This is a genomic window from Chloracidobacterium sp., assembly GCA_016711345.1.
GTDB lineage: Bacteria > Acidobacteriota > Blastocatellia > Pyrinomonadales > Pyrinomonadaceae > OLB17.
Map to the genome: position 1 here is coordinate 1,113,923 of JADJTD010000001.1, position 21,192 is coordinate 1,135,114.

The 21,192-nt window shown below is 48.6% G+C and carries 19 protein-coding genes; 12 read left to right on the forward strand and 7 right to left on the reverse strand.

Translation table 11 applies throughout. The features are described 5' to 3' along the window. Positions 1 to 19: 19 nt before the first annotated feature. Positions 20 to 1,576 carry a radical SAM protein gene (locus IPL32_04520; GenBank protein ID MBK8465075.1) on the reverse strand — a complete coding sequence of 519 codons (1,557 nt, stop codon included), beginning with the start codon at positions 1,574 to 1,576 and terminating at the stop codon, positions 20 to 22. 130 nt (positions 1,577 to 1,706) lie between these two features. Continuing rightward, a complete protein-coding gene (locus IPL32_04525; GenBank protein MBK8465076.1) occupies positions 1,707 to 2,516 on the reverse strand; it encodes an SDR family oxidoreductase in 810 nt (269 codons plus the stop codon). Between the two features lie 114 nt (positions 2,517 to 2,630). Between IPL32_04525 and IPL32_04530 the strand changes: the two genes are divergently transcribed. Both IPL32_04530 and IPL32_04535 read left to right on the forward strand, forming a co-directional pair. Continuing rightward, positions 2,631 to 3,926 carry a DNA repair exonuclease gene (locus IPL32_04530; GenBank protein ID MBK8465077.1) on the forward strand — a complete coding sequence of 432 codons (1,296 nt, stop codon included), beginning with the start codon at positions 2,631 to 2,633 and terminating at the stop codon, positions 3,924 to 3,926. Then, on the forward strand, positions 3,911 to 4,609 hold the full coding sequence (locus IPL32_04535) for an LON peptidase substrate-binding domain-containing protein (GenBank protein ID MBK8465078.1): 699 nt from the start codon (positions 3,911 to 3,913) through the stop codon (positions 4,607 to 4,609). Before IPL32_04530 ends, IPL32_04535 begins: the two co-directional genes overlap by 16 nt. Here the strand turns inward: IPL32_04535 and IPL32_04540 are convergent. After that, positions 4,606 to 5,559, reverse strand: a complete 954-nt coding sequence (locus tag IPL32_04540; GenBank protein ID MBK8465079.1) for a hypothetical protein — start codon at positions 5,557 to 5,559, stop codon at positions 4,606 to 4,608. The genes IPL32_04535 and IPL32_04540 overlap by 4 nt on opposite strands. A gap of 150 nt (positions 5,560 to 5,709) precedes the next feature. Between IPL32_04540 and IPL32_04545 the strand changes: the two genes are divergently transcribed. Together IPL32_04545 and IPL32_04550 are read left to right on the forward strand one after the other, a co-directional pair. Next, complete coding sequence (locus tag IPL32_04545) at positions 5,710 to 7,569, forward strand: hypothetical protein (GenBank protein MBK8465080.1); 1,860 nt, start codon at positions 5,710 to 5,712, stop codon at positions 7,567 to 7,569. Between the two features lie 184 nt (positions 7,570 to 7,753). Beyond that, positions 7,754 to 10,327, forward strand: a complete 2,574-nt coding sequence (locus IPL32_04550; protein MBK8465081.1) for an EAL domain-containing protein — start codon at positions 7,754 to 7,756, stop codon at positions 10,325 to 10,327. 16 nt (positions 10,328 to 10,343) lie between these two features. Here the strand turns inward: IPL32_04550 and IPL32_04555 are convergent, their stop codons facing one another. After that, the gene (locus IPL32_04555) at positions 10,344 to 10,775 is read right to left on the reverse strand and encodes a DUF3225 domain-containing protein (protein MBK8465082.1); all 432 of its coding nucleotides are present in this window, start codon (positions 10,773 to 10,775) and stop codon (positions 10,344 to 10,346) included. A 445-nt stretch (positions 10,776 to 11,220) separates the two neighbouring features. On the opposite strand from IPL32_04555, the gene IPL32_04560 reads away from it, so the two are divergent. Beyond that, entirely contained in the window at positions 11,221 to 11,427 is a 207-nt protein-coding gene (locus IPL32_04560) for a hypothetical protein (GenBank protein ID MBK8465083.1), read from the forward strand. A gap of 194 nt (positions 11,428 to 11,621) precedes the next feature. Further along, entirely contained in the window at positions 11,622 to 11,945 is a 324-nt protein-coding gene (locus IPL32_04565; protein MBK8465084.1) for a DUF1003 domain-containing protein, read from the forward strand. Between the two features lie 401 nt (positions 11,946 to 12,346). On the opposite strand, the gene IPL32_04570 is transcribed toward IPL32_04565, so the two are convergent. The 3 genes from IPL32_04570 to IPL32_04580 all read right to left on the reverse strand — a co-directional run bounded on the left by IPL32_04570 (position 12,347) and on the right by IPL32_04580 (position 15,355). Next, entirely contained in the window at positions 12,347 to 13,084 is a 738-nt protein-coding gene (locus tag IPL32_04570) for a Crp/Fnr family transcriptional regulator (protein MBK8465085.1), read from the reverse strand. A gap of 282 nt (positions 13,085 to 13,366) precedes the next feature. Continuing rightward, positions 13,367 to 14,104 carry a Crp/Fnr family transcriptional regulator gene (locus IPL32_04575; GenBank protein ID MBK8465086.1) on the reverse strand — a complete coding sequence of 246 codons (738 nt, stop codon included), beginning with the start codon at positions 14,102 to 14,104 and terminating at the stop codon, positions 13,367 to 13,369. Between the two features lie 519 nt (positions 14,105 to 14,623). Continuing rightward, complete coding sequence (locus IPL32_04580; protein ID MBK8465087.1) at positions 14,624 to 15,355, reverse strand: peptidoglycan-binding protein; 732 nt, start codon at positions 15,353 to 15,355, stop codon at positions 14,624 to 14,626. A 217-nt stretch (positions 15,356 to 15,572) separates the two neighbouring features. On the opposite strand from IPL32_04580, the gene IPL32_04585 reads away from it, so the two are divergent. The 6 genes from IPL32_04585 to IPL32_04610 all read left to right on the forward strand — a co-directional run bounded on the left by IPL32_04585 (position 15,573) and on the right by IPL32_04610 (position 21,171). Next, entirely contained in the window at positions 15,573 to 17,978 is a 2,406-nt protein-coding gene (locus tag IPL32_04585) for an enoyl-CoA hydratase/isomerase family protein (GenBank protein ID MBK8465088.1), read from the forward strand. Positions 17,979 to 17,995: 17 nt separating this feature from the next. Then, positions 17,996 to 18,565, forward strand: a complete 570-nt coding sequence (locus tag IPL32_04590; GenBank protein ID MBK8465089.1) for a DinB family protein — start codon at positions 17,996 to 17,998, stop codon at positions 18,563 to 18,565. Positions 18,566 to 18,583: 18 nt separating this feature from the next. Continuing rightward, entirely contained in the window at positions 18,584 to 19,153 is a 570-nt protein-coding gene (locus IPL32_04595) for a DNA-3-methyladenine glycosylase I (protein MBK8465090.1), read from the forward strand. 72 nt (positions 19,154 to 19,225) lie between these two features. Further along, entirely contained in the window at positions 19,226 to 19,702 is a 477-nt protein-coding gene (gene ybaK / locus IPL32_04600; protein ID MBK8465091.1) for a Cys-tRNA(Pro) deacylase, read from the forward strand. Then, on the forward strand, positions 19,695 to 19,979 hold the full coding sequence (locus tag IPL32_04605; protein MBK8465092.1) for a hypothetical protein: 285 nt from the start codon (positions 19,695 to 19,697) through the stop codon (positions 19,977 to 19,979). The genes ybaK and IPL32_04605 overlap by 8 nt, the downstream gene beginning before the upstream one ends. A gap of 10 nt (positions 19,980 to 19,989) precedes the next feature. Then, positions 19,990 to 21,171, forward strand: a complete 1,182-nt coding sequence (locus tag IPL32_04610; GenBank protein MBK8465093.1) for an acetyl-CoA C-acyltransferase — start codon at positions 19,990 to 19,992, stop codon at positions 21,169 to 21,171. Positions 21,172 to 21,192 lie beyond the last annotated feature (21 nt).

Below are 21,192 nucleotides of genomic sequence, written 5' to 3' on the forward strand. Positions count from 1 at the left end.
CCGGTCAAATCTTAGTTATTCACTGTGCTGCTTGAATAGCTCGGGTTTCGGTGCGTTGGCGTTTGCGGAATTGGCGCCAGGTGCGTATTCCTTCGCCTGTGAGGCTGAGGATGGGTTTGCGATTGTCGAAAAGAAGCTTGAGCCAAGCTCGCTTGCTCATCTGCGGAAAATAGATGCCGCGGAAAAATAGGCGTGCGACAAGATGTCCGATGCGCGTGTCGATAGGAGCATTGCGGATGGCATTTATCGCCTCCCAATTGCGCTCAGGGCTGTACGAGCGCGACCAAGCGTCGAAGGTCTCTTTTTTGGCGTCCTCGATGGTCATTTTCAGCGGGTTATGAGCCATGACGAAAGGAGCAAAATCAAGCCAGTGCTTAGGTCTGTCGAGACGGCCTGCCTTTTCGAGCCTGTCATAAAGAGGCGTAGCGGGAAACGGGGTTAGTTGCCCAAAAACCGGCAGTCCGGGAGCCCAACTCTCTATCTCATCAACCGTTCGGTTAGCGACGCCAACGGTATCATTGTCCATCCCGACGATGAACGAAGTGATCGCGTAAATATTTCGGCGGGCGAGTCCGTCAAGAACACCCTTGTAATCTGCCGGCTTCGAAAATGTCTTGTTCACGTCAGCCATATTCGCAGGATCAATTGATTCCATCCCGATGAATATCCAACGAGCACCAGCGTCGGCGATGAGATCGACCAATTCTTCGTCACCCAAAAGATTGGCGCTGATCTGGGCGACCCATGGTAGCGTCGCACCGGCCGCGATCATGTCGCGGAGAAGAGATTTGAGCCGCTTTTTATTGATCGCCAGATTGTCATCAATGAAAAACACCGCGATCTGGCCTTTTTCTTTTTTGGCTCGCTCTTTTAATCTTAAGAGTTCTTCTACAACGCTTTCGTTTGTACGAAAGCGAATAGAATCACCAAAGAAACCTGTCACCGTACAAAATTCGCAGCCATACGGACAGCCTCGTCCGGTTTCGATAGGAACGACGAAGAATTTGCCCCAGCCTTCGCCAAATTTTGACATCACAGGCTGAAGAAATTTAGGCACGAGCGAGAATTGTTCGAGATCGAGTGTTTCCCAAGGGATATGCGGATAGGGCTGGAGACTCGGCTTAAAATCGTTGCCTTTCTCATCAACTTTGGGTTGGTATGTTTCTTTGAGTTCGCCGTTTGCAGCGTCTTCGACGATCTGTGCCCAATAATCGTCAGCTTCGCCGAGCGCTACCGCATCAGCGTGACGCGGTCCACCGTCTTTTCCTAGTGCTTCCAATGGACATTCCGTTACATGCGGCCCGCCCATCACAACCTTAAACCCGGCCTCGCGCAGTGCATCAGCGACCAGATATGCTCGAGCGACCATTCGCGTCATCGATCCGATACCGATAAGGCCGATGTTCTCGTCCTTGCAAAACTGAACAAGCTCAGAGCGGGTCATTGCTTTCGCATTCCCGTCGATAAGGATCACCTCATGCTCCTTTGGCGTCAATGACTGCAAAAGGAACATCCAGAGGTGCGGCATAAAATTCCGTGTAATGCCGTTGTCCGGGTTGTAGAGCAATATTTTCATTGATTAAAACAAGCTGAAACTGAAGCGAATACCTAAACTTCGTTTATCAAAAAAATGGGGAAAATGTAAGGTTTAATTGGCCGCCTATTAAAAAACGTAGTTTCATCTTCTCACTTTCCCCGTACTTTGGCTATCTTAAAACAGCTTTTTTTATTATCGGCAAAAACAGAGAATCAGGCAACAACCGTCTGGCTGTTAAGATCAACCTAGAATTAACCGGATATCTCATCTTCCACGAGTCGTCCGTGACCGACGTGTAAATGACCTCGGCAACCACCGAACCGTCAGGGCCGGTCTCGCCTGCCTTTTGCAGATTAGGCATCGCCCGTGCGACAATATTGTCGTATGCCGTTAGGCCTTCTTTCTTGGTAATACTCTGTGACCGGTCATAGAAATCGGTCTTTATCGGCCCCGGCTCGATGATCTTGATCTTTATTCCAAACTCTTTCACTTCGTACTGCAAGCCTTCGCTAAAGCCCTCGAGCGCCCATTTAGAGGCGTGGTAAAGACTGTAAAGCGGGAACGTAATGCGACCGCCCATAGACGCGACGTTCACGATGATGCCGCGTTTTTGTTCGCGAAAATAGGGTAAGATCTCGCGACAGACGTTCATTACTCCATATACGTTCGTCTGCATTTGGCGTTCGATCTGCTCTTGTGTCGCGCCTTCAAATGGACCGACCACTGCGAAACCTGCATTATTCACAACGGCATCTATGCGGCCAAATTGTTCCAGAGTCGCCGCTATCGCAGACTTTATTGAATCCACATCTGTAACATCCAGCCGAAAGCACTCGACATCGACAATGTTCTGTAATTCCGTTGCACTTTCAGGTGTGCGCATAGTCGCAGCCACTTTCCAATCTTTTGATTGAAAAAGTTTCGCTGTGTGCAGCCCGATGCCGCTCGAAGCTCCGGTGATAAGGACGACTTTGTTCATGGAAAGAATTTACCACAGAGCACACAGAGGCACAGAGAAAAAGAGCAAGGTAATGCAGATCGTTCTGATTTGCTCTCTCAGTGTTCTCTGTGCTCTCTGTGGTAAAATCTCCTCATGAAGTTCCTTCATATCGCCGACGTACATCTGGGGTGTACGCGTTATCAGTTGGCAGAGAGCCCGCGTGATTTTTTTGACGCGTGGGTCGATGTGCTCAAGCGATATGCGATCGGTGAGAAGGTAGATTTTGTCATTATGTGCGGCGATTTTTTTCATAAACGCTCAGTGCCGCCCGAAACGATGAATTACGCCGTCGAAGGTCTGACGATGATGCGTGATGCCGGAATTCCGGTTGTAACTATCGAAGGAAATCACGATCAAAAACACACGGACAGCGACTTTAGCTGGCTGCGGTCGCTTTCCAGTTGGGGCCTTGTAAAACTGCTCGAACCTGAAAGTAAAAGTGACGCGTTTACGCGGAACAAAGACCTCACTCATAAAGGCGTAGCTCTTACATACGAGCCTTGGAATGAGACCTCGAAAAAAGGCGGCTACATCGATATTGGTCGGGCGCGGATCTTTGGCTCGGATTGGTATGGTGCTTCCGGCAATTGGGCTATACCAATGCTTACCGAAGCAATAAAACAAACGCGCCGCGACGGAGCATTTCATATCCTAATGCTCCACACCGATGTCGAAGGCCACCAAATGCACCCGATCCCTGCTCTGTCGATGGACGCGCTTAAAGAACTAAAAACAGCGGTCGAGTACGTCGGACTCGGCCACACACATAAGCACTATGAGATCGATAATTGGGCATTTAATCCTGGCTCGATCGAGATCACTAACATCAGCGAATTTCGCGAGACGCGCGGTGCTTTTGTTGTCGAGATCAATAAACAGAATACTGTCTTAGCGCATCACATCGAGGACTATCGTTACCGTCCCTTTCAGCAACTGGCTTTTGACGTAACCGATGTTCAGGATGCGAAGTCGGTAACTGATGGCGTTCTCAAGAAGGTAAGCAAGGAAGCCCGCGTAGCCGAGTCCGACAAGCCGCAGCCGATCATCGAGATTGCCCTTCGCGGGCAGCTCGGCTTTCCAAATTCCCTGCTTGAGATGCAGAAGATGCGTGACGAAACAAAGGCACTCACAAACGCCCTTCACATCCGGATAAAAAACCACACGGTTCCTGCGGATTACCTAGAAGCAAACGAAGATTCCCAAGATGAAGGCCGCGAACGGCTCGAACGGCGCGTTATCGAAGATCTCATAATTCGTGACAATCGCTACAAAGCCCGAGCCCACGATATTTCAGATGCTGTCATCGGCGCTAAACGAATGGCTCTAAGCGATGATGAGCCGCAAAAGATCGCCGAATTTATCGGACTAAAAGCATGTCAGACGCCCTAAACAAAGTTGCCGGTATTCATCATTTGCCGATCTTTCCGCTGCCGCTCGTGTTGCTCCCGAACGAGCTGCTGCCTCTCCATATCTTCGAAGACCGATATCAGAAAATGCTCACGGATATTGAGACCGAAGGTAAACTTTTCGGCGTCACGTTATTTGAACCTCAAGATTCTTTTGACGAAAGACCTGCAATGGGATCCGTCGGCTGTGTCGCCGAGATCAGAGAATCCGAGACGCTGCCTGACGGCCGTTCAAATATCCTGACATTTGGGCTGATACGTTACCGACTAATAGATTATGTTGATGCGGGTGAACCTTATCTTATCGCCGAGGTTGAGTTTTTTGAAGATGAAAAAGAAGATCCAAAAGAGCTTGACCCATTATCCGATCAAGTTTTTGGCCTGTTTGAGCGGATGGCAAAGGCGGCTTTTAAAATGAGCGGTAATCGCGGTCAATTGCCGGACATTCAGCGAGCCGATCCGGAGGCTTTGTCGTTTCTTGTCACTGCTGCCTTCAACTTTGACAGTGAAAAAAAATATCAGATGCTCGAAATGACTTCGACGATTGAAAGACTAAAGAAACTTAAAGAAGTGCTGGACAAAGCGGTCTTCCGTATCGAGGAAAGCGCGGATATACAAACAGTTTCAAGAACGAACGGCCACAGCAAGAAGAAAATTCCCCTTTAATTACTTAGAGCATTTCTAAAGAAATCGATCAATCTCTGATCATATGCCTCGGATTGTTCCATTGAGGCGTTTATGATGCCGAAACCTGAAGGGCTGAGGTCGAGTTTGGTCTCGATCTTGTTTCCTACCGGAAAGCACTTGCTCAATTTGGAACTCGACTCCTGAAAATCCTGCGCGTCAACGCCCGCGAGAACTAAAATATTTCGGTTATCGATCTTTTTGACCGTCTCACATATAGAGTCATGCCTGTAGCAGCCGTCGAAGTAATATAGATGCGTGCCGATCTGAGCGAGTCTCGTAGTCACAAAACTCGCAAACGGGAACCGTTTTCCGACCGATGTTTCAAGCACGCCATCAGAATCAAACGGAACCGAATCGATGGCGATGGCTTTGACACTTGGGTCTGTTGCGGCAGTTGAGACGGCTACTATTGCACCCATTTCAACACCAAAAACACCGAGATTCTTGCCTACAAGAGCGATCTGATTAGGGGTTTTCAAATTGCGAAGAAACTCGATCGCCGAAAGAGAATCTTCTGTTTCACAACCGCCAAATGAAGCATTTTTCACGGGCGGATTTTCGCCATGTGCCCGTTGATCAGGCATGAGAATCGTGAAATTGGTAGATTCGTTGAGTTTAACCCCGAGATTCAGAACATAAGAGCGGTCAGCTCCGAATTTGTGAAACAGGATCACGGCCGGAGCATTTTCTGCTCCGCGAAGAAGCCATCCGCGTGCCTGACTACCGTCGCGATTGGTCCAAGTTTCGTCGGTAACTTGTGCCGCACGCGAACTAAGCTGCCCGTATTTGTCTGGAGCAAGAAGATAAACGGAGTTGAGCGGGCGGGCGGTCATATAGATCAGCCATACGGATCCACCGATCACGGCTATCACTATCAAAAGAACTGCTGGCAGGAGCAATCGTGTCAAACTCTTTAAAAGGCGTGTCATTTTAGTCATAACTAAAGAAGATAAAACGAGGATTAGGCGGAATGCCGGATTGTCGGACCGGTGAGGATGAAAGCCAACAAAATTAGGCTTTCGGATTAGTCCTTTAAAATGTTACCATAAACGCCTGTTGTTACGGAAGAAGTTTTTCAAATGACAAAAGCAAAGATTTTTACCTGTTTTCTCGCCATTTTTGTTTCATCCTTCAATATTCTCGCTCAATCAAAGCCAACCTCGGAGCACGATTCGCGAATACAAATATTCCCGGTTTCTGATATTCGCGAAGGCATGCGCGGCACCGCTCGAACCGTTTTTCGCGGCAATAGATCTGAGGAATTTAACGTTGAGATACTCGGCGTAATGCCGAACTGGATCGGCCCAAGACAGGACATGATCGTAGGTCGTCTCAGCGGGGCAAATGCCGAACGTACTTTTGTATTTGCCGGAATGTCCGGTTCGCCCGTCTATATCGATGGAAAACTTGTCGGAGCGATCTCCTATAGTTTCCCTTTTGCAAAAGAACCGATATGCGGAATAACACCGATAGAACAAATGCTCTCGCTGGTCGAAACTTCGCCGATGTCAGCGGCAGTGTCGTCATCGCCAAGAACCTTTTCATACGCCGAATTTCTTTCAGACACTTGGCTGCCTGATCTTAAGAATCATACTGTTTCTAATAGTCCGTTCGCATCCGGCTTTTCACCAGATTCGATGCTCATGGCTATCGCCGGACAAGCGTTCAAACCAATTACAACACCTGTAACATTTTCGGGGATTTCACAGAAAACAATCGATAGTCTCGCTCCTCAACTGTTGTCAGCAGGCATACTTCCTGTCGCCGCATCTAGCGGTAATTCCGCCATTACCCCCCTGAAAAAGGCAGACGAACAAACACTGCTCGGAGGTGATTCGGTTGTTGTACATTTATCACGAGGTGATATTTCATTGGCCGCCGCCGGAACAGTGACACTTCGTGACGGAGATAAGATCTACGCATTTGGACATCCATTCTTTGGCCTCGGCGCTGCGGACTTGCCGATGTCTGAGTCACATGTTGTGACCGTCGTTCCAAACACAAATAATTCCTTCAAACTTGCTGTGCCGGATTCCATGGTCGGTGCGATGACGCAGGATCGAGCGACTGGAATTTTCGGCAGTCTCGGCGTAACGCCTAGAATGCTACCTGTAAAGATTAGGCTGAAAACAAGTCGAGGCCGCAGCGAAGAAGTGAATTTTGAGTCTGCTATCGACCAATTGCTAACGCCATTGATCGTCAATGTCGGTGTAATCAATGCTCTTCAAGCCAACGAGCGTAACATCGGTGATTTGACGATCGAGCTTTCAGGCGAGATCACGGTGAAGGGCGAAGAGTCTATCAAGTTGAACCGCCGTTCGGTCGGACCGCAGGCGGCGGCTCTTACTGCTTCTGCGGCGGCAATCCCTCTAAACGCCCTGCTTCGCGCCGGGTTTGAAGGCCTTAATGTTACCGGTATCACTCTCAATATGGCGGCAACTGACGGCAGTAAGACTGCTTTGCTCGATCGTATTTCGACGGATAGGATACAAGTCCAGGCAGGTCAGACTTTTGAGATAAGCGTTTTCCAGCGATCGCCAGCGGGTAAAGTTGTCGTTCAAAAGTTACCCGTAACGATTCCTAAAGGCACAGCACCCGGTACAGTCTCCATAACAGTAGGCGACGGCAATGCCGTGCAGCAAAACTCCTCGATCACGCAGTTCATCCCCAAAAGCGCTGCTGAACTGATCGCCACCATCAACCGCCTCAAACGCCCTGACCGCCTTTACGCAGTGATCACGCGAAATACTATCGGCGCAGTCATTGGCTCGAGCGAAATGCCCAACATTCCGCCATCGATGCTCGCGACTTTAAATAATGATCGAACGACTGGCGGAACCAAGCCAACGCTCCAAAGCGTGATCTCAGAAAATGAATTTCCATCAGGCGAATACATCGTATCAGGATCGCAAACCCTTATCATCGAGATAATTCGATAGCGGACGCAATAAAAACCTTGTTAACATTGCTAAATGAATGTAGACTTAAGGTGGAACGCGACTCCCAAGCTCGTTTCTTCCTATTAAATTTGCGTCATTTCATTGGGTCATCAATCGGAAAATTTGCTTTAGTCCGGCAAGGTTCTTATATCTGCTCCGGTTATCTTTTCATTAGCACCCGCTTATGAAGTCTCTAATTAATCCGTCTGCACAATCTGGTCCGCAATTGCTGCCGTCACTCGCCGCCGTGGTGTTGGTAGTGATCGCGGGCATAACAATCTGGCAGCTCCCGATGAATAGTTGGGCGATCGTATTGATCGTGCTTTTTGCGGCGGCGCTGGTCGAATGCCTTTTTGAGATCGGCACCTTGAGTGCGTTCAATAGAAATCTATTGGCGAAAAATACTTCCGCCGAACCTGCGGAACAAACGGACAGGCCTCCTGAGTTTGAAAAAAGCTATCAGATCATCGCGGACGAGCCTGATATAATTTCCCAACTTCAACGAGCAGAAATCGAGGCGAAAGTAATTTTCGAGATCATACATGGCGTTTCGACTACGTCCAATCTGGAAGAATTACTCAAACTGGCGCAGCGGTCGATCGGCCAGGCCATTTATGCCGAGAATTTTTATGTTGCACTTTATGACACTGAGACGGAACTGCTTCAGGTTCCGTTTTGCGTTGACAAACACGACCCTATAGCTCCGTTCCAGATATTGGGCAGAGGCTTGACCTCATATACACTCAATCGCGGCCTTCCGACACTTTTGACCGAGGCAGCCGTTGACAGGCTATGCGAGTCGGGCGAAGTCGAGTCAATCGGAACTTCTGCGGCAATCTGGCTCGGCATCCCGCTCAGGACACCTGCCGGCATAATCGGTGTGCTTGTCGTGCAGCATTACGAGGATCCAGGCGCCTATACCGAGCGCGACATTGAATTACTTTCATCCGCTGCCGGCCAGATTGCGTTGGCAATTCAGCGTAAGTGGTCGGAAGATACATTGCGCGCAAGCGAAGCCAACTACCGCAAAAGCGAGGCCAAACTACGAACGCTCATCGCGAGCATGAACGAAGGCCTGACTCAGGTCGATAATGATGAAGTTATCGAATTCGCCAATGCCAGGCTTTGCGAAATGACCGGTTACAGACGCGAGGAAATGGTCGGCAGGACCACTTTTGACCTGCTTTTTGACGACGAAGGCCGTAGGATTATCGAACGAGAGAACGAACAAAGAAAAAAGGGCGTATCCGGTCAATATGAGGCCCGCATCAGAAAAAAATCAGGCGAAATGATGTGGGTGTTAATTAGCGGTTCGCCAATGATGAACGAAGCCGGCGAGGTAACCGGTACGCTTGGAATGTTCATGGACATATCCGAGCGCAAACGTGCGGAGGAACAGCTGTTGCACGACGCTTTTCATGACGGCCTTACCGGCCTCGCTAATCGTGCTCTGTTCATGGATCATCTTCGGATGACGATCGAAAGGTGTAAGAGCCGTCACAGCAATCATTATGCTGTCCTGTTTCTTGACTATGACCGGTTCAAGGTCGTCAACGACTCATTAGGACACGCGGAGGGCGATGAGCTGTTAAAGCAGATCGCCCGCCGACTGGAACTTTGGACGCGAACAGGCGATCTGGTTGCACGTCTTGGCGGCGATGAATTCGTGATCCTGCTAACCGAAATGCTCGAGCCGGACGATGCAATGCAGATTGCAGAACGAATTCAGGAAGACTTGAAAGAGCCGTTCGATCTAAATGGCAGAGAACTTTTTATAACGGCAAGCATCGGCATAGCTTTAAGCGTCGATGGTTTTAGAACAGCCGAAGACATGCTGCGAGATGCCGACATCGCGATGTACCGAGCCAAGTCAACTGGCCGTGCGAGACATCAGGTTTTCACCGAGGCCATGCGTATTCAAGCAACTACACGACTGCAGCTTGAGACCGAACTGCGTCACGCCCTCGAACATAAGGAATTTGAGATCTACTACCAGCCGATCCTCAATCTGGAGACACAGGCGATCAAAGGTTTCGAAGCTTTGGTTCGATGGCAGCATCCCGAACGAGGCTTCATATCTCCTGAGGAATTCATACCTACGGCTGAAGAATCCGGCCTGATATTGCCTCTTGGACGTTGGATTCTACGAGAAAGCTGTCGTCAGTTACGAACATGGCAAGAATCCATGCCACACGCAGAATCACTCGTGATCAGCGTAAATCTCTCAGCCAAGCAATTCCTCCAAACGGACCTTGCGGAACAGGTCGTTGAAGCTCTCGAATCTTCAGGCCTTCCATCGCGCTGTCTAAAACTCGAGATCACGGAAAGCTATCTCATCGAAAATAGCGAGAAGGCTGTAATAGTAATGAATCAGCTTCGCGATATCGGCGTCGAACTAAGCCTCGATGATTTCGGCACCGGTTATTCCAGCTTGAGTTACCTGCATCGACTGCCGGTGAACAGCCTAAAAATCGACCGTTCGTTCGTCAGCCAAATGTCCGAGAGCGAAGAACACAGCGAGATCGTCAGGACGATCGTTCGATTGGCTCAGAATTTAAAGATGGACGTCATAGCCGAAGGCATCGAAACCGCCGAACAACTAGATCAGCTCACCGAACTAAACTGCGGCTTTGGTCAGGGCTATTTGTTCGCTCGTCCGATGGACGCCGAATTGGCAAAGGCATTTATAAATGAAAACAGCGGCTCACTGTTAGTTATACCAGATCAGCGCGTGATCGATCTTGAGTTGAACGCGTAGCCATTTGCATTGTCCATCAACTCGTGTGATCCATCACGATCCGCCAACCTTCTTTGAATTTTCGAAAGGTGAGCGTAAATTTGCCGTTAGGATTATCTTTTTCGCGTTTTAATGCCCAACTGCCCAAAACGACCGCCGCATCTTTTGAAAGGATCGTAAACTCAAGGTCGGAAAACGTCAAAACTCCCATCTTTGCCTTCGAATCGTACCCCTTTTTGTAGTTATCAAGCGTCTTCTGCCATCCGCGAGTAACCTCAGTGCCCGAAATAAAGGTCAGCTTTTCTGAACGCCAGTAGCCTTCCATAAAAGCCTCAAGATCACCTCGATTCCAGGCCGCGGCCTGTTCGTCCATAACCTTGCGAATAGCGGCCTCTTGCTTTCCGACCTGGCCCGTAACCGAAATGGCCGCCGCAACAACAAGCACGATCAAACAAATAGAATTTTTCATAGAGTCTCCGTTCGCAACAACTATAACGCGAAAAACATCTTCAGAAAAGTTGTATATTTCCTACTTATTCTTTTGTTACCGCCTTTTCTGGCTATTTCACACGTTCACAAAATATCCAACTACTGCGAACAGTAGCCTTGTGTTGAGTATCTAGAGACGGGGCTGCACCGCCGCCAATCTGCAACAACGAAGAATGCTCGCTGGGCGTCAAAACCAAGCGAGCATTTCTTTATTAACACTTATTCTGCGTTCGACCGCCCTAATAACGACTATTTCTTCATTCTAATCCTGCGGCGGTATCTTGCCTTTGTTTGATGTTCATAGGGGTCTATTCTTTTGGGATTCAAAAATTATGCTAGTCAAACCTAAAGATACGCAAAAGAAAACAGCTCGTCTGTGTGTTTACGCACAGATGTCATAAAAACGATATAGAATAATTCAACTTATGAGTTATGAGATCGACCGTAAAAATGAAGACGCTCTCCATCAGCAGCACCTTTTATGGATATGCAAGGTGGCGATTGGAACGGTAAGCGGACTTCTGATCGCATCCGCCACATTGATGAGTTTTTCTTTTAGTTGGCTGACTACCGGAGTGTTGGTCGTCTTTGCGTTGCTTGCCGCCTGGATCTCCACAACGCTGCGGGACTGATCGCCAAAGAGGAACCTGCCTCACTTTCCACATTTAGCTCCACACTTTCATACATCTGTTCGCTATCAAACCGACTATTGACCGGGCAGCGATCATACAAGAAGGAATGTCGCAATACGACAATTAACTGGCACGAGAAACATGCGGGTACGAGGACTTTTGGAGAGCGGCTGGCTGACTCGGTGGCGCTGGGAATGGGTTCTTGGAAGTTCATACTCTTTCAATCACTGATCGTTATCATATGGATGGCCTTGAATGTGTTCGGATTGATCTATCACTGGGACGCGTATCCATTTATTCTGCTCAATCTCGTTTTCTCTACTCAGGCCGCTTACGCCGCGCCGATAATTATGATGAGCCAAAACAGGTCGTCCGAACGCGACCGCGAGCATGCGGCGGCGGACTATCTAACCAATACAGAAGCCAAAAAAGAGATCGAGGAGCTAATGGCCATCCTGCACAAAATAGACGTTCAAAAACTGGATAAGATCATCTTGATGTTAGGCGAAAAGACGTAAGGTGGGTGGCATAAACCCACGAGGTCCGACACCAGATCTATCGAATGGCGTCCACGCCTCTATCGTACTAGAGACATCAACCCCTCTTTTATCCAGTACAGCGAAAATAAAAACACTTTCATATAAATTCCTCACATTATCCAAAAAAAAACGAAGGACGGCCTCGTTCTAAAAAAGCCGTCCTTCCACATAGCGTTCGCTATCAGTATAAAAGGTCAAATAAAAACGGCCTTCGTCAATTGGAATCGAATAACATTTGGTTGGTTACAGAATGCGAGTTTGGAAAGTGCACTCATTTAGTTCTAATCAACTCGGGCTTAATATGATTAGAACAGTTCGGCAAGGCCCACTCAGTGCGCTATCGTACATTAGGAAAAAAAATTATCTGGCAATTCGGTACGCTATGCAGCTGTTCGGGATCCCGCACGACCAAGCAGTCGGATATATTCGGTATTGACGACCGCGTAACATTCGCAGACCGCTTTCTCTAACCCTTTTCGGTCCAGTACGGTGATCGATCCGCGAACATTTTTAATTAATCCTCGCTGTGATAACTTTTGGGCGGCAAGTGTCACACCTTCGCGGCGAACACCGAGCATGTTTGAGATCAGGTCGTGCGTCATTACAAGCTTATCCGTGTCCAAGCGGTCATGGCTGAGCAGCAGCCATCGGCAAAGCTGTTGGTCAACCGAGTGAAGCCGGTTGCAAACGGCCGTCTGTGAGATCTGAGCCATTAATGCCTGCGTGTATCGCAGCAGTATTTTTTGAAACACCCCACCAAGCGTAAACTCCTCTTTCATTGACTTTGTATCCATTTTAAAGGCCTCGCCTGCACTTTGGATTATGGCACGGTTGGTAGTCGTCTCACCGCCCATAAACAGCTCAATGCCAAGTATTCCGTCGTTGCCAACCACGCCGATCTCAGCCGTTGCTCCGTTCTGCATAATGTAGAGCAACGACATTATCGCCGTCGTCGGAAAATAGACGTAATCCATCCTGTCGCCGCTTTCGTGCAGCACTTGCCCAAGTTTGAGCGATATTGGTTTAAGGTGTGGAGTTATGCGGCTGAATTCATCTGCCGGCAGAGCGGCAAGCAAATGATTCTTTAAAGCGGCGTTCGTGTTTGGGACAGGAAGCATAACATTTCTCCGTTTTCTGAGTATAATTGAATGAATGCGATCTACGGGGATTGATTGCTTCACACAGAATATATATCAAAACAACGAGAAAAGAAATGTCCTTAGTGCGATAGCGCACTAAGCCCAAGGCAAGGCAAGGCAAGGCAAGGCAAGGCAATAAAATACTACGTGGCAGGTGGGGAGGATCAAAGTCCGATGTCTCTTTTAGGCAATGATTTTGCCGTTAGCCAATATACTACCGGCAAACTCCAGCGTTTCATGTTCACACTTTCTACTATGGAATTAGTTGATCGCCTTATTTGCGACCGCTTCGTAATTTGGATCGCTTTTTGAAATGATCTTATAGCAATTACAGGCCACGGCCTTCAAGCCTTTTACATCGAGGATCGACAATTTACCCCTGTGGTAACTGATAAAACCACGTTCGTCAAAACTTCTCGCTGTTTTATTTACGGCCTCACGTCGGACACCGACCATATTCGCTAAAAACTCCTGTGTGATCTGAAATATGCCTGTTTTCATCCGGTCGTTTGTCATGAGCAGCCAACGTGCCATACGAGATTCGACCGGGTGAAAACGGTTGCAGGCCGCAGACTGCGCCGTTTGGGCCATTAGCGATTGCACGAAGCGTTTCAAAACTTGCTGCAATTTGTTGCTCGTTTCGCACTCTTTGACAAAGTCCGCCGCCGTCATTCGTAAAGCAAAGCCCGCACCCTGCACAAGTGCGATGTTGTTCGAGGTTTTTGCACCAAGAAATGCCGGGATGCCGATCATCCCTTCATTGCCGACGATGCCGACTTCCAGCGTTTGATCGCCATCGACCGCGGAAAGTAATGACACAATTCCGCTCTCAGGAAAATAGACGTGGCGAATGACACCTCCTGTTTTGTAAAGAGTAGTGCCAAAAACCAACTCTATCCGCTCAGAATTTCCGAGTAGATTTTGATAGTCCTTATCGGGCAAAGAGGTGAGTAGACGGTTAGTTGATTTTCCGCTAACGGATTTTCCTGTTTTAGACATTGAGATCTCCTTGCTTTTGTCGAGTAAAAAAAATCGCAATGGAAATAACAATCACCGCGATTTACAAACAATGTCTAAGAATGAAACAAAAAAATAATCTCCGCCGTGCGGTAGCACACACAGTAAAAGCAAAAATGGCGTTTTTTGTTAAAAGGTCTCGATGTGATGATTTATATGGTTGAGTTAAAACGACAATAGAGAAGAATCGCTAGGGCAGGAGCTAAATATCGCGAACCGAAAGCAAAAATAAGGATGCCTAAGTTTTCCCCAAAACATCAGGCATCCTACAAATAGCAGCATCACCTGCTAAAGTTACGGCCTAAGCCGTTTTCCCCTTGTACTTGGCCCGAGAAATGAATGAACAAAAGTTAATCATATCTCGAAACCATTTGTAAGATATCGCTTTCAAAATAAGTGGTCAGTGCGCTATCGCACATAGTAATATGGAGGCTTGCAGTGCAAAAAAAGAGCCGGTGCTCAAAACAAGCACCGGCCGCCTAGTAAAAATTGAAAGGCCTCCTAGTCCTTGTCTTTTCCTTTACCCTTGCCTTCATCGTAAGCCTTTTGGGCAGCTACGTTTGCTTTTTGTTTGTCAGTTAAAGCAATGCCCATTTTCTCAAGTGTTGCTGCGTTGATCCCGCCGGTGGCTTTCAAGTCATGGGCTTCCTGATATTTTTTTACTGCTTCCTTCAGGTCATCACTACGCTCACCGTCTGCCTCGCCGGAGAATAATTTCGCTTCTTTTAGTTTGGTTTGGAGAGTGGTGATCTGTTCTTTAGTAGCTTGAAACGGAGCCGGCCGTTTTGGGCCTTCGGACGTGGATGCCGTTGAAGTTGTTGACGAAGTTGATGCCGTTGTCTTCGTAGTTGTCGATGTCGCTTTCGCATCTGACGCCGGTTCAACGCCTTTCTGTTTATCCGTCAGAGCGATGCCCATTTTTGTAAGCGTCGCTTTATCGAATTTGCCATTTTGATCGAGGCCGTTTGCTTTCTGATAGGCTTTGATCGCCGGTCTGCATTCGCCATAAGTTCCCGTCGCCTCGCCGTCCCAAAGCTTCTTTTCGATAAGAATTTCCTGGCCTTTTCTTATCTGTTCTTTGGTCGGGCGAAACGCCGTAGCCTTTGGAGTGTCGCTTGTTGACGCCTTTGTTTCGGTCTTATCGGCCTTACCTGCTGCCGAATCGTCCTGAGCATAAATTCCTGCCGAAAATAACAGACAAACCGACACAACGAGCAATATTTTCTTAATCATACTTTCTCCTGATTGTTACGGCATTAGAAAAGACCTAGTAAAAGACTCAATTTGTCTCATCTCAACCGCTCTAATATTATTTGTATATCCTCAAAAGTATTATTCTATTTGAATAACATGTCAAGGATTTTGTCATAGATTTTCACAAAGGAGGTGACAAAAACTTGCTGAATGAGCCTTCATTCAGTTATACTTTCGACAGGACTAATACCCGATTATGAATATTGCAAAAGCTGCCGTTTTAGGTGCGGGAACAATGGGAGCGGCCATCGCCGCACATCTTTCGAATGCAGGAATACCAACATTACTGCTTGATATCGCTCCGGCGGAATTGACGGCGGACGAAGAGAAAAAAGGCTTTACCCTCGAATCTTCTGCGGTGCGAAACCGCATCGTCAATTCCCTGTTTGAAGCCGCCAAAAAGCTCAAGCCTGCACCGTTCATGCTTGCAGACAATGCAAAGCTCATTACGACGGGCAATTTCACTGACGATCTGATAAAGCTCAAGGATTGTGATCTCGTGATCGAGGCAGTTGTTGAAAATCTTGATATTAAACACAAGCTGTTTGCCGAAGTTGAAAAGCATCGCAAGCCCGGCTCGGTGATCGCCTCGAACACAAGCGGTATTCCGATCGAGTCCATCGCCGAGCCGTTTTCGGACGATTTCAAACAGCATTTCGTCGGCATACATTTCTTTAATCCGCCGCGCTACATGAAGCTCGTCGAGGTGATTCCCGGCACACAGACGAGCGGCGAGATCGCTTGTAAAATTTCCGGCTTCCTCGATCAACGCCTTGGCAAAGGCGTCGTTCCGGCGAAGGATAAACCAAACTTTATCGCCAACCGTATCGGGACATTTGCGATGATGGCGACTGTCCACGAAATGCTCGAAATGGGATTTACGCCGACCGAGATCGATCAGATCACAGGCAAGGCGATCGGCCATGCAAAGTCGGCAACGTTTCGCACAAGCGACCTAGTCGGCCTAGACGTTCTCGCCCACGTCAACAATAATCTCTACCCTGCCGTACCCGATGACGAAGACCGCGATGCCTTTCTTGTGCCGGACCTGATCAACAAAATGCTTGAGAAAAAGTTGCTCGGCGATAAGTCGAATGGCGGTTTTTTCAAGAAGTCCAAAGACGCAGAAGGCAATCGGCAGATACTCGAGCTTGATCTTGAAACCTTTGAATACAAACCGCAGACAAAGACCAAATTCCCTTCTCTCGACGCTGCCAAACAAACCGACGATCTGGAAAAGCGTATAAAGATGCTCGTTTGGGGCGACGACAAAGTCGGTCTATTTTTGTGGAAGACAATGTCGAGGACGTTTCGTTATGCGGCCAATCGCATTCCTGAAATTGCCGACACAATTGTCGAAATTGATAACGCGATCAAGTGGGGCTTTGGTTGGGAGATCGGCGTTTTCGAGACGTGGGACGCCATTGGTTTGCCCGAGTCGGTAGAACGGATGCGTAAAGAAGGTCAGCCTATTCCTGCCAACGTCGAAAAAATGCTTGCGGCCGGAGCTACGAGCTTTTATAAAAGTAAAAGCGGTGAGCACGAAGCCTACGATCTGGTCAATGGCGAATATAAATCCGTTCCGCCGCGTTCCGGCGTTCTCATTCTGAAAGATGTCAAAGAACGCACCGCAACGATCAAGACCAATCCCGGCGCTTCGCTGATCGATCTTGGCGATGGCGTTGCGTGTCTCGAATTTCACTCAAAGATGAACTCGATCGGCGGGGATACTGTTCAAATGATGAACTTCGCTATCGACGAAGTGGAGCGAAATTTCAAAGGCCTCGTCGTCGGCAATCAAGGCGGCAATTTCTCAGCAGGCGCAAATATTATGATGCTCCTGCTCGCCGCGCAGGAAGAAGAATGGGACGACATCAACATGATGGTCGCCACGCTTCAAAAGACAATTATGCGGCTGCGTTATTCGGCAAAACCTGTTGTGACCGCTCCGTATGGTTTAACGCTCGGAGGCGGCTGTGAGATCGCGATGCACGGGGATAAAGTTCGCGCGGCGGGTGAAACATACATCGGCCTTGTCGAGGTCGGCGTCGGTGTAATTCCGGCCGGCGGCGGAACAAAAGAAATGACAATGCGTGCGATGGACGCCTGGGCCAAGGCTCCGGATTCTGATCCGCTCGCGTTCATGAAAAAGACCTTCGAGACCATCGGAATGGGCAAAGTAGCAACCTCTGCGCAGGAAGGACGCTCATTCGGATTTCTTCGTGATTCCGACGCGATATCAATGAACGGCGACCGCTTGATACAGGACGCAAAGCAGGAAGTGCTGAATCTCGATGCTTCTGGCTATGTTCAGCCGGTCGAACGTACCGACATCACGGTCCTTGGTGAGGCCGGCGAGTCTGCGATGAAACTCGCTCTTCATATGATGAAACAGGGCGGCTTTATCTCGGATCACGATCAACTCATAGGCAAAAAGCTCGCCCACGTTATGAGCGGCGGCACGATCAATCATAAGACGCAGGTTAGCGAACGTTACCTACTCGACCTCGAACGCGAGGCTTTTGTATCGCTCTGTGGTGAACGAAAAACGCAGGATAGAATTGCTGCGATGTTGAAAACCGGAAAACCGCTTAGAAATTAGCCACTTGGAGGAATGGGATGGACGAACGAATTCAGTACATTACGTCGGAAATGTCAAAAATCGCAGATGACGCGCGAGTGTCATTCGGCGGACTTTCCGCTGAACAACTGAACTGGAAACCGTCGGAAAAAGGCTGGAGCGTGGCTCAGTGTCTGGATCACGTCATCAAGACTAATCACGAATTTGACGCCGAGTTTCAAAAGCTGGCTTCGGGAAAACGGCAGAATTCGTTCTGGGAAAATTACTCGCCTTTCTCATCGTGGGCCGGACGGTTTCTGATAAATGCCGTTTCGGAAGATTCGAAAAAAGCAAAAGCACCTTCACAACGAATCGTGCCGCCGAGCGATGTCTCGGGCGATATCGTAGAGAAGTTTGTCGAACATATGGCCGAGGTTAATAAGCAGATCGAGTCCTGTGCCGGAGTCGACCGCGAAAAGACGGTCGTAACATCACCGTTTCTATTTGTTTTTACGTACAAGCTTGACGATGCGTTTACCGTACTCGTCGAACATACAAAACGACATATCCGCCAGGCAAAGCGGGTAATGGAAAGTGAAAGCTTTCCGATTTCAGAATCGGAACGATAGCGACTGGGTAGAACTTTTATGAAACGATGCAGTTGGGCAACGAACGAATTAAATGTCGCTTACCACGATGCAGAATGGGGTGTGCCTGTACACGATGATCGAACCCTGTTTGAGTTTCTGATTCTTGAGGGAGCTCAGGCCGGTTTGAGTTGGGATACGATCCTCAAAAAGCGTGATGCCTATCGCAAAGCATTCGACAATTTCGATCCGGCAAAAGTTGCGAAATATTCAGACGCAAAATGCGCAAAATTATTAACAAACGAAGGCATCATCCGTAACCGTTTGAAGATCGCCTCCGCAGTATCAAATGCCAATGCCTTTCTGAAAGTGCAAAAAGAGTTCGGCTCATTTGATAAATATATCTGGGGATTTGTCGGCGATAAGCAGATCGTCAACAAACTAAAAGGCGGCGACGTTCCGGCGACTTCGCCGATCTCAGACGCGATCAGCAAAGATCTGAAAAAACGCGGATTCAATTTTGTCGGCTCGACCATTATCTATGCGTTCATGCAGGCGACCGGAATGGTCAATGATCATTTGGTGACGTGTTTTCGATACAAGGAGGTTAGGCAGAAACCCGACCGGTAGGGAGGGTGCGCAACGTCACGCATAAATTAACATCGCGCACACTCGCTACCACTCGGGTTTCCGTCTTTGAAGATGGACTATCCAATAACACCGGCCGTCAGATGTTTGCGGGACAAGAAGGTTGATTTTGTGCCGCATTTATACGATTACGTTGAAAAAGGCGGCACAGCGGAATCGGCGAGACAGTTAGGCGTTGACGAACACGCGATAGTGAAAACTTTGGTATTTGAAACAAACGAGCGAAAGCCTTTGATCGTCCTGATGCACGGCGACCGGCAAGTCTCAGCAAAGAATCTCGCACGTCACTTAGGCGTGAAATCCGTCGAGCCGGCAACGCCCGAACGTGCAAACAAATGGACCGGCTATCTGGTCGGCGGCACATCGCCGTTTGGTTTAAAAACTCAAATGCCGATCTATGTCGAGAAAACGATCGTTGATTTGGAACGCATCTATATCAACGGCGGCAAGCGTGGGTTTTTGGTCGAGGTCAATCCGGATGTTCTAAAAGAGGCCGTTAAAACCGAAGAGGTGGATGTAGGAATTGAGTAAAGAAAAACAGGCATTAGAGATCCAAGATTCGATTCGTCAAATACTCTTTTGGGATTGGGATCCAATAGGTATTGCAGACGAAGAATTACCCGACGATGAATATGATTCGTATATTGCACCCGTGTTTAGAATTTTGATTGGCACAAGGTCGGAAAATGATCTGATCAACTTTCTGCACACAACCGCACATGAAACTATTGGCCTTTCAGGCGGAGACCCGGAGATGTTGCGAGGAGTAGCGAAAAAGCTTTTATTGTTGGATGTTGGTTTGAAGTAGGTAGATTGATATGAAAGAAGCAGTAATTGTATCAGCCGTGCGGACGGCTGTGGGAAAGGCTCCGAAAGGCACTTTAAAAAATACGCGGCCTGATGATTTGGGAGCAGCAGCAATAAAGGAAGCGGTCGCTCGCGTTCCCGGTCTCGATCCCATGCAGATCGAAGACGTGATAATGGGCTGCGCTTTTCCTGAGGCTGAGCAGGGGATGAATGTCGCACGAACCGCGATGATCGCGGCGGGTTTGCCTGTGGAGACCAGTGCGATGACCGTCAATCGATATTGCTCGTCGGGTTTGCAGACGATCGCGCTCGCGGCAGATCGCATTGCGACCGGCGGTGCAGATGTGATCGTCGCGGGCGGGCTTGAGACAATGTCGATGATACCAATGGGCGGCAACGTCTTTCGGCCAAATCCATCGATCGCTGACAGTTATCCCGATTATTATCTCAACATGGGATTGACTGCCGAAAATCTTGCACGCAAATACGAGATCACGCGCGAGCAGGCTGACGAATTTTCATATAATTCACATCGCAAGGCTCTCGCGGCAATCAGCGAAGGTAAATTCGCAGACGAGATCATTCCGATGAATGTTTTCGTCGATGAGATTGATGAAAAAGGCCGTGTTCGCCGCAAAGAGATCGTCTTCGCCCAGGACGAAGGACCTCGTGCCGACACTTCGATCGAAGGGCTGGCGAAACTCAGAGCCGTATTTCACGTTAATGGAACAGTAACCGCAGGAAACTCTTCGCAGATGTCTGACGGTGCGGCGGCAGTAGTCGTTATGTCGGCGGATAAAGCCAACGAGCTTGGCATCAAGCCGCTGGCGAGATTTGTCTCGTTCGCGACAGCCGGATGCTTGCCCGAAGAAATGGGCATCGGCCCGGTTTATGCGATACCGAAAGCTTTGAAAATGGCTGGATTGACGCTCGATCAGATAGACGTGATCGAGTTGAACGAAGCATTCGCCGCTCAAGGTTTGTCTGTGATGAAGGTTCTCGAAATGGACCCGTCAAAAGTAAATGTCAACGGCGGGGCGGTCGCTCTCGGACATCCATTGGGCTGCACCGGTGCGAAATTGACCGCGACATTATTACAGGAATTGAAACGCCGCAATGCACGCTACGGAATGGTCACAATGTGCGTCGGCGGCGGCATGGGAGCCGCTGGTATTTTTGAAAGATTGGATTAGGAGAGTTTAGCCACGAATGAC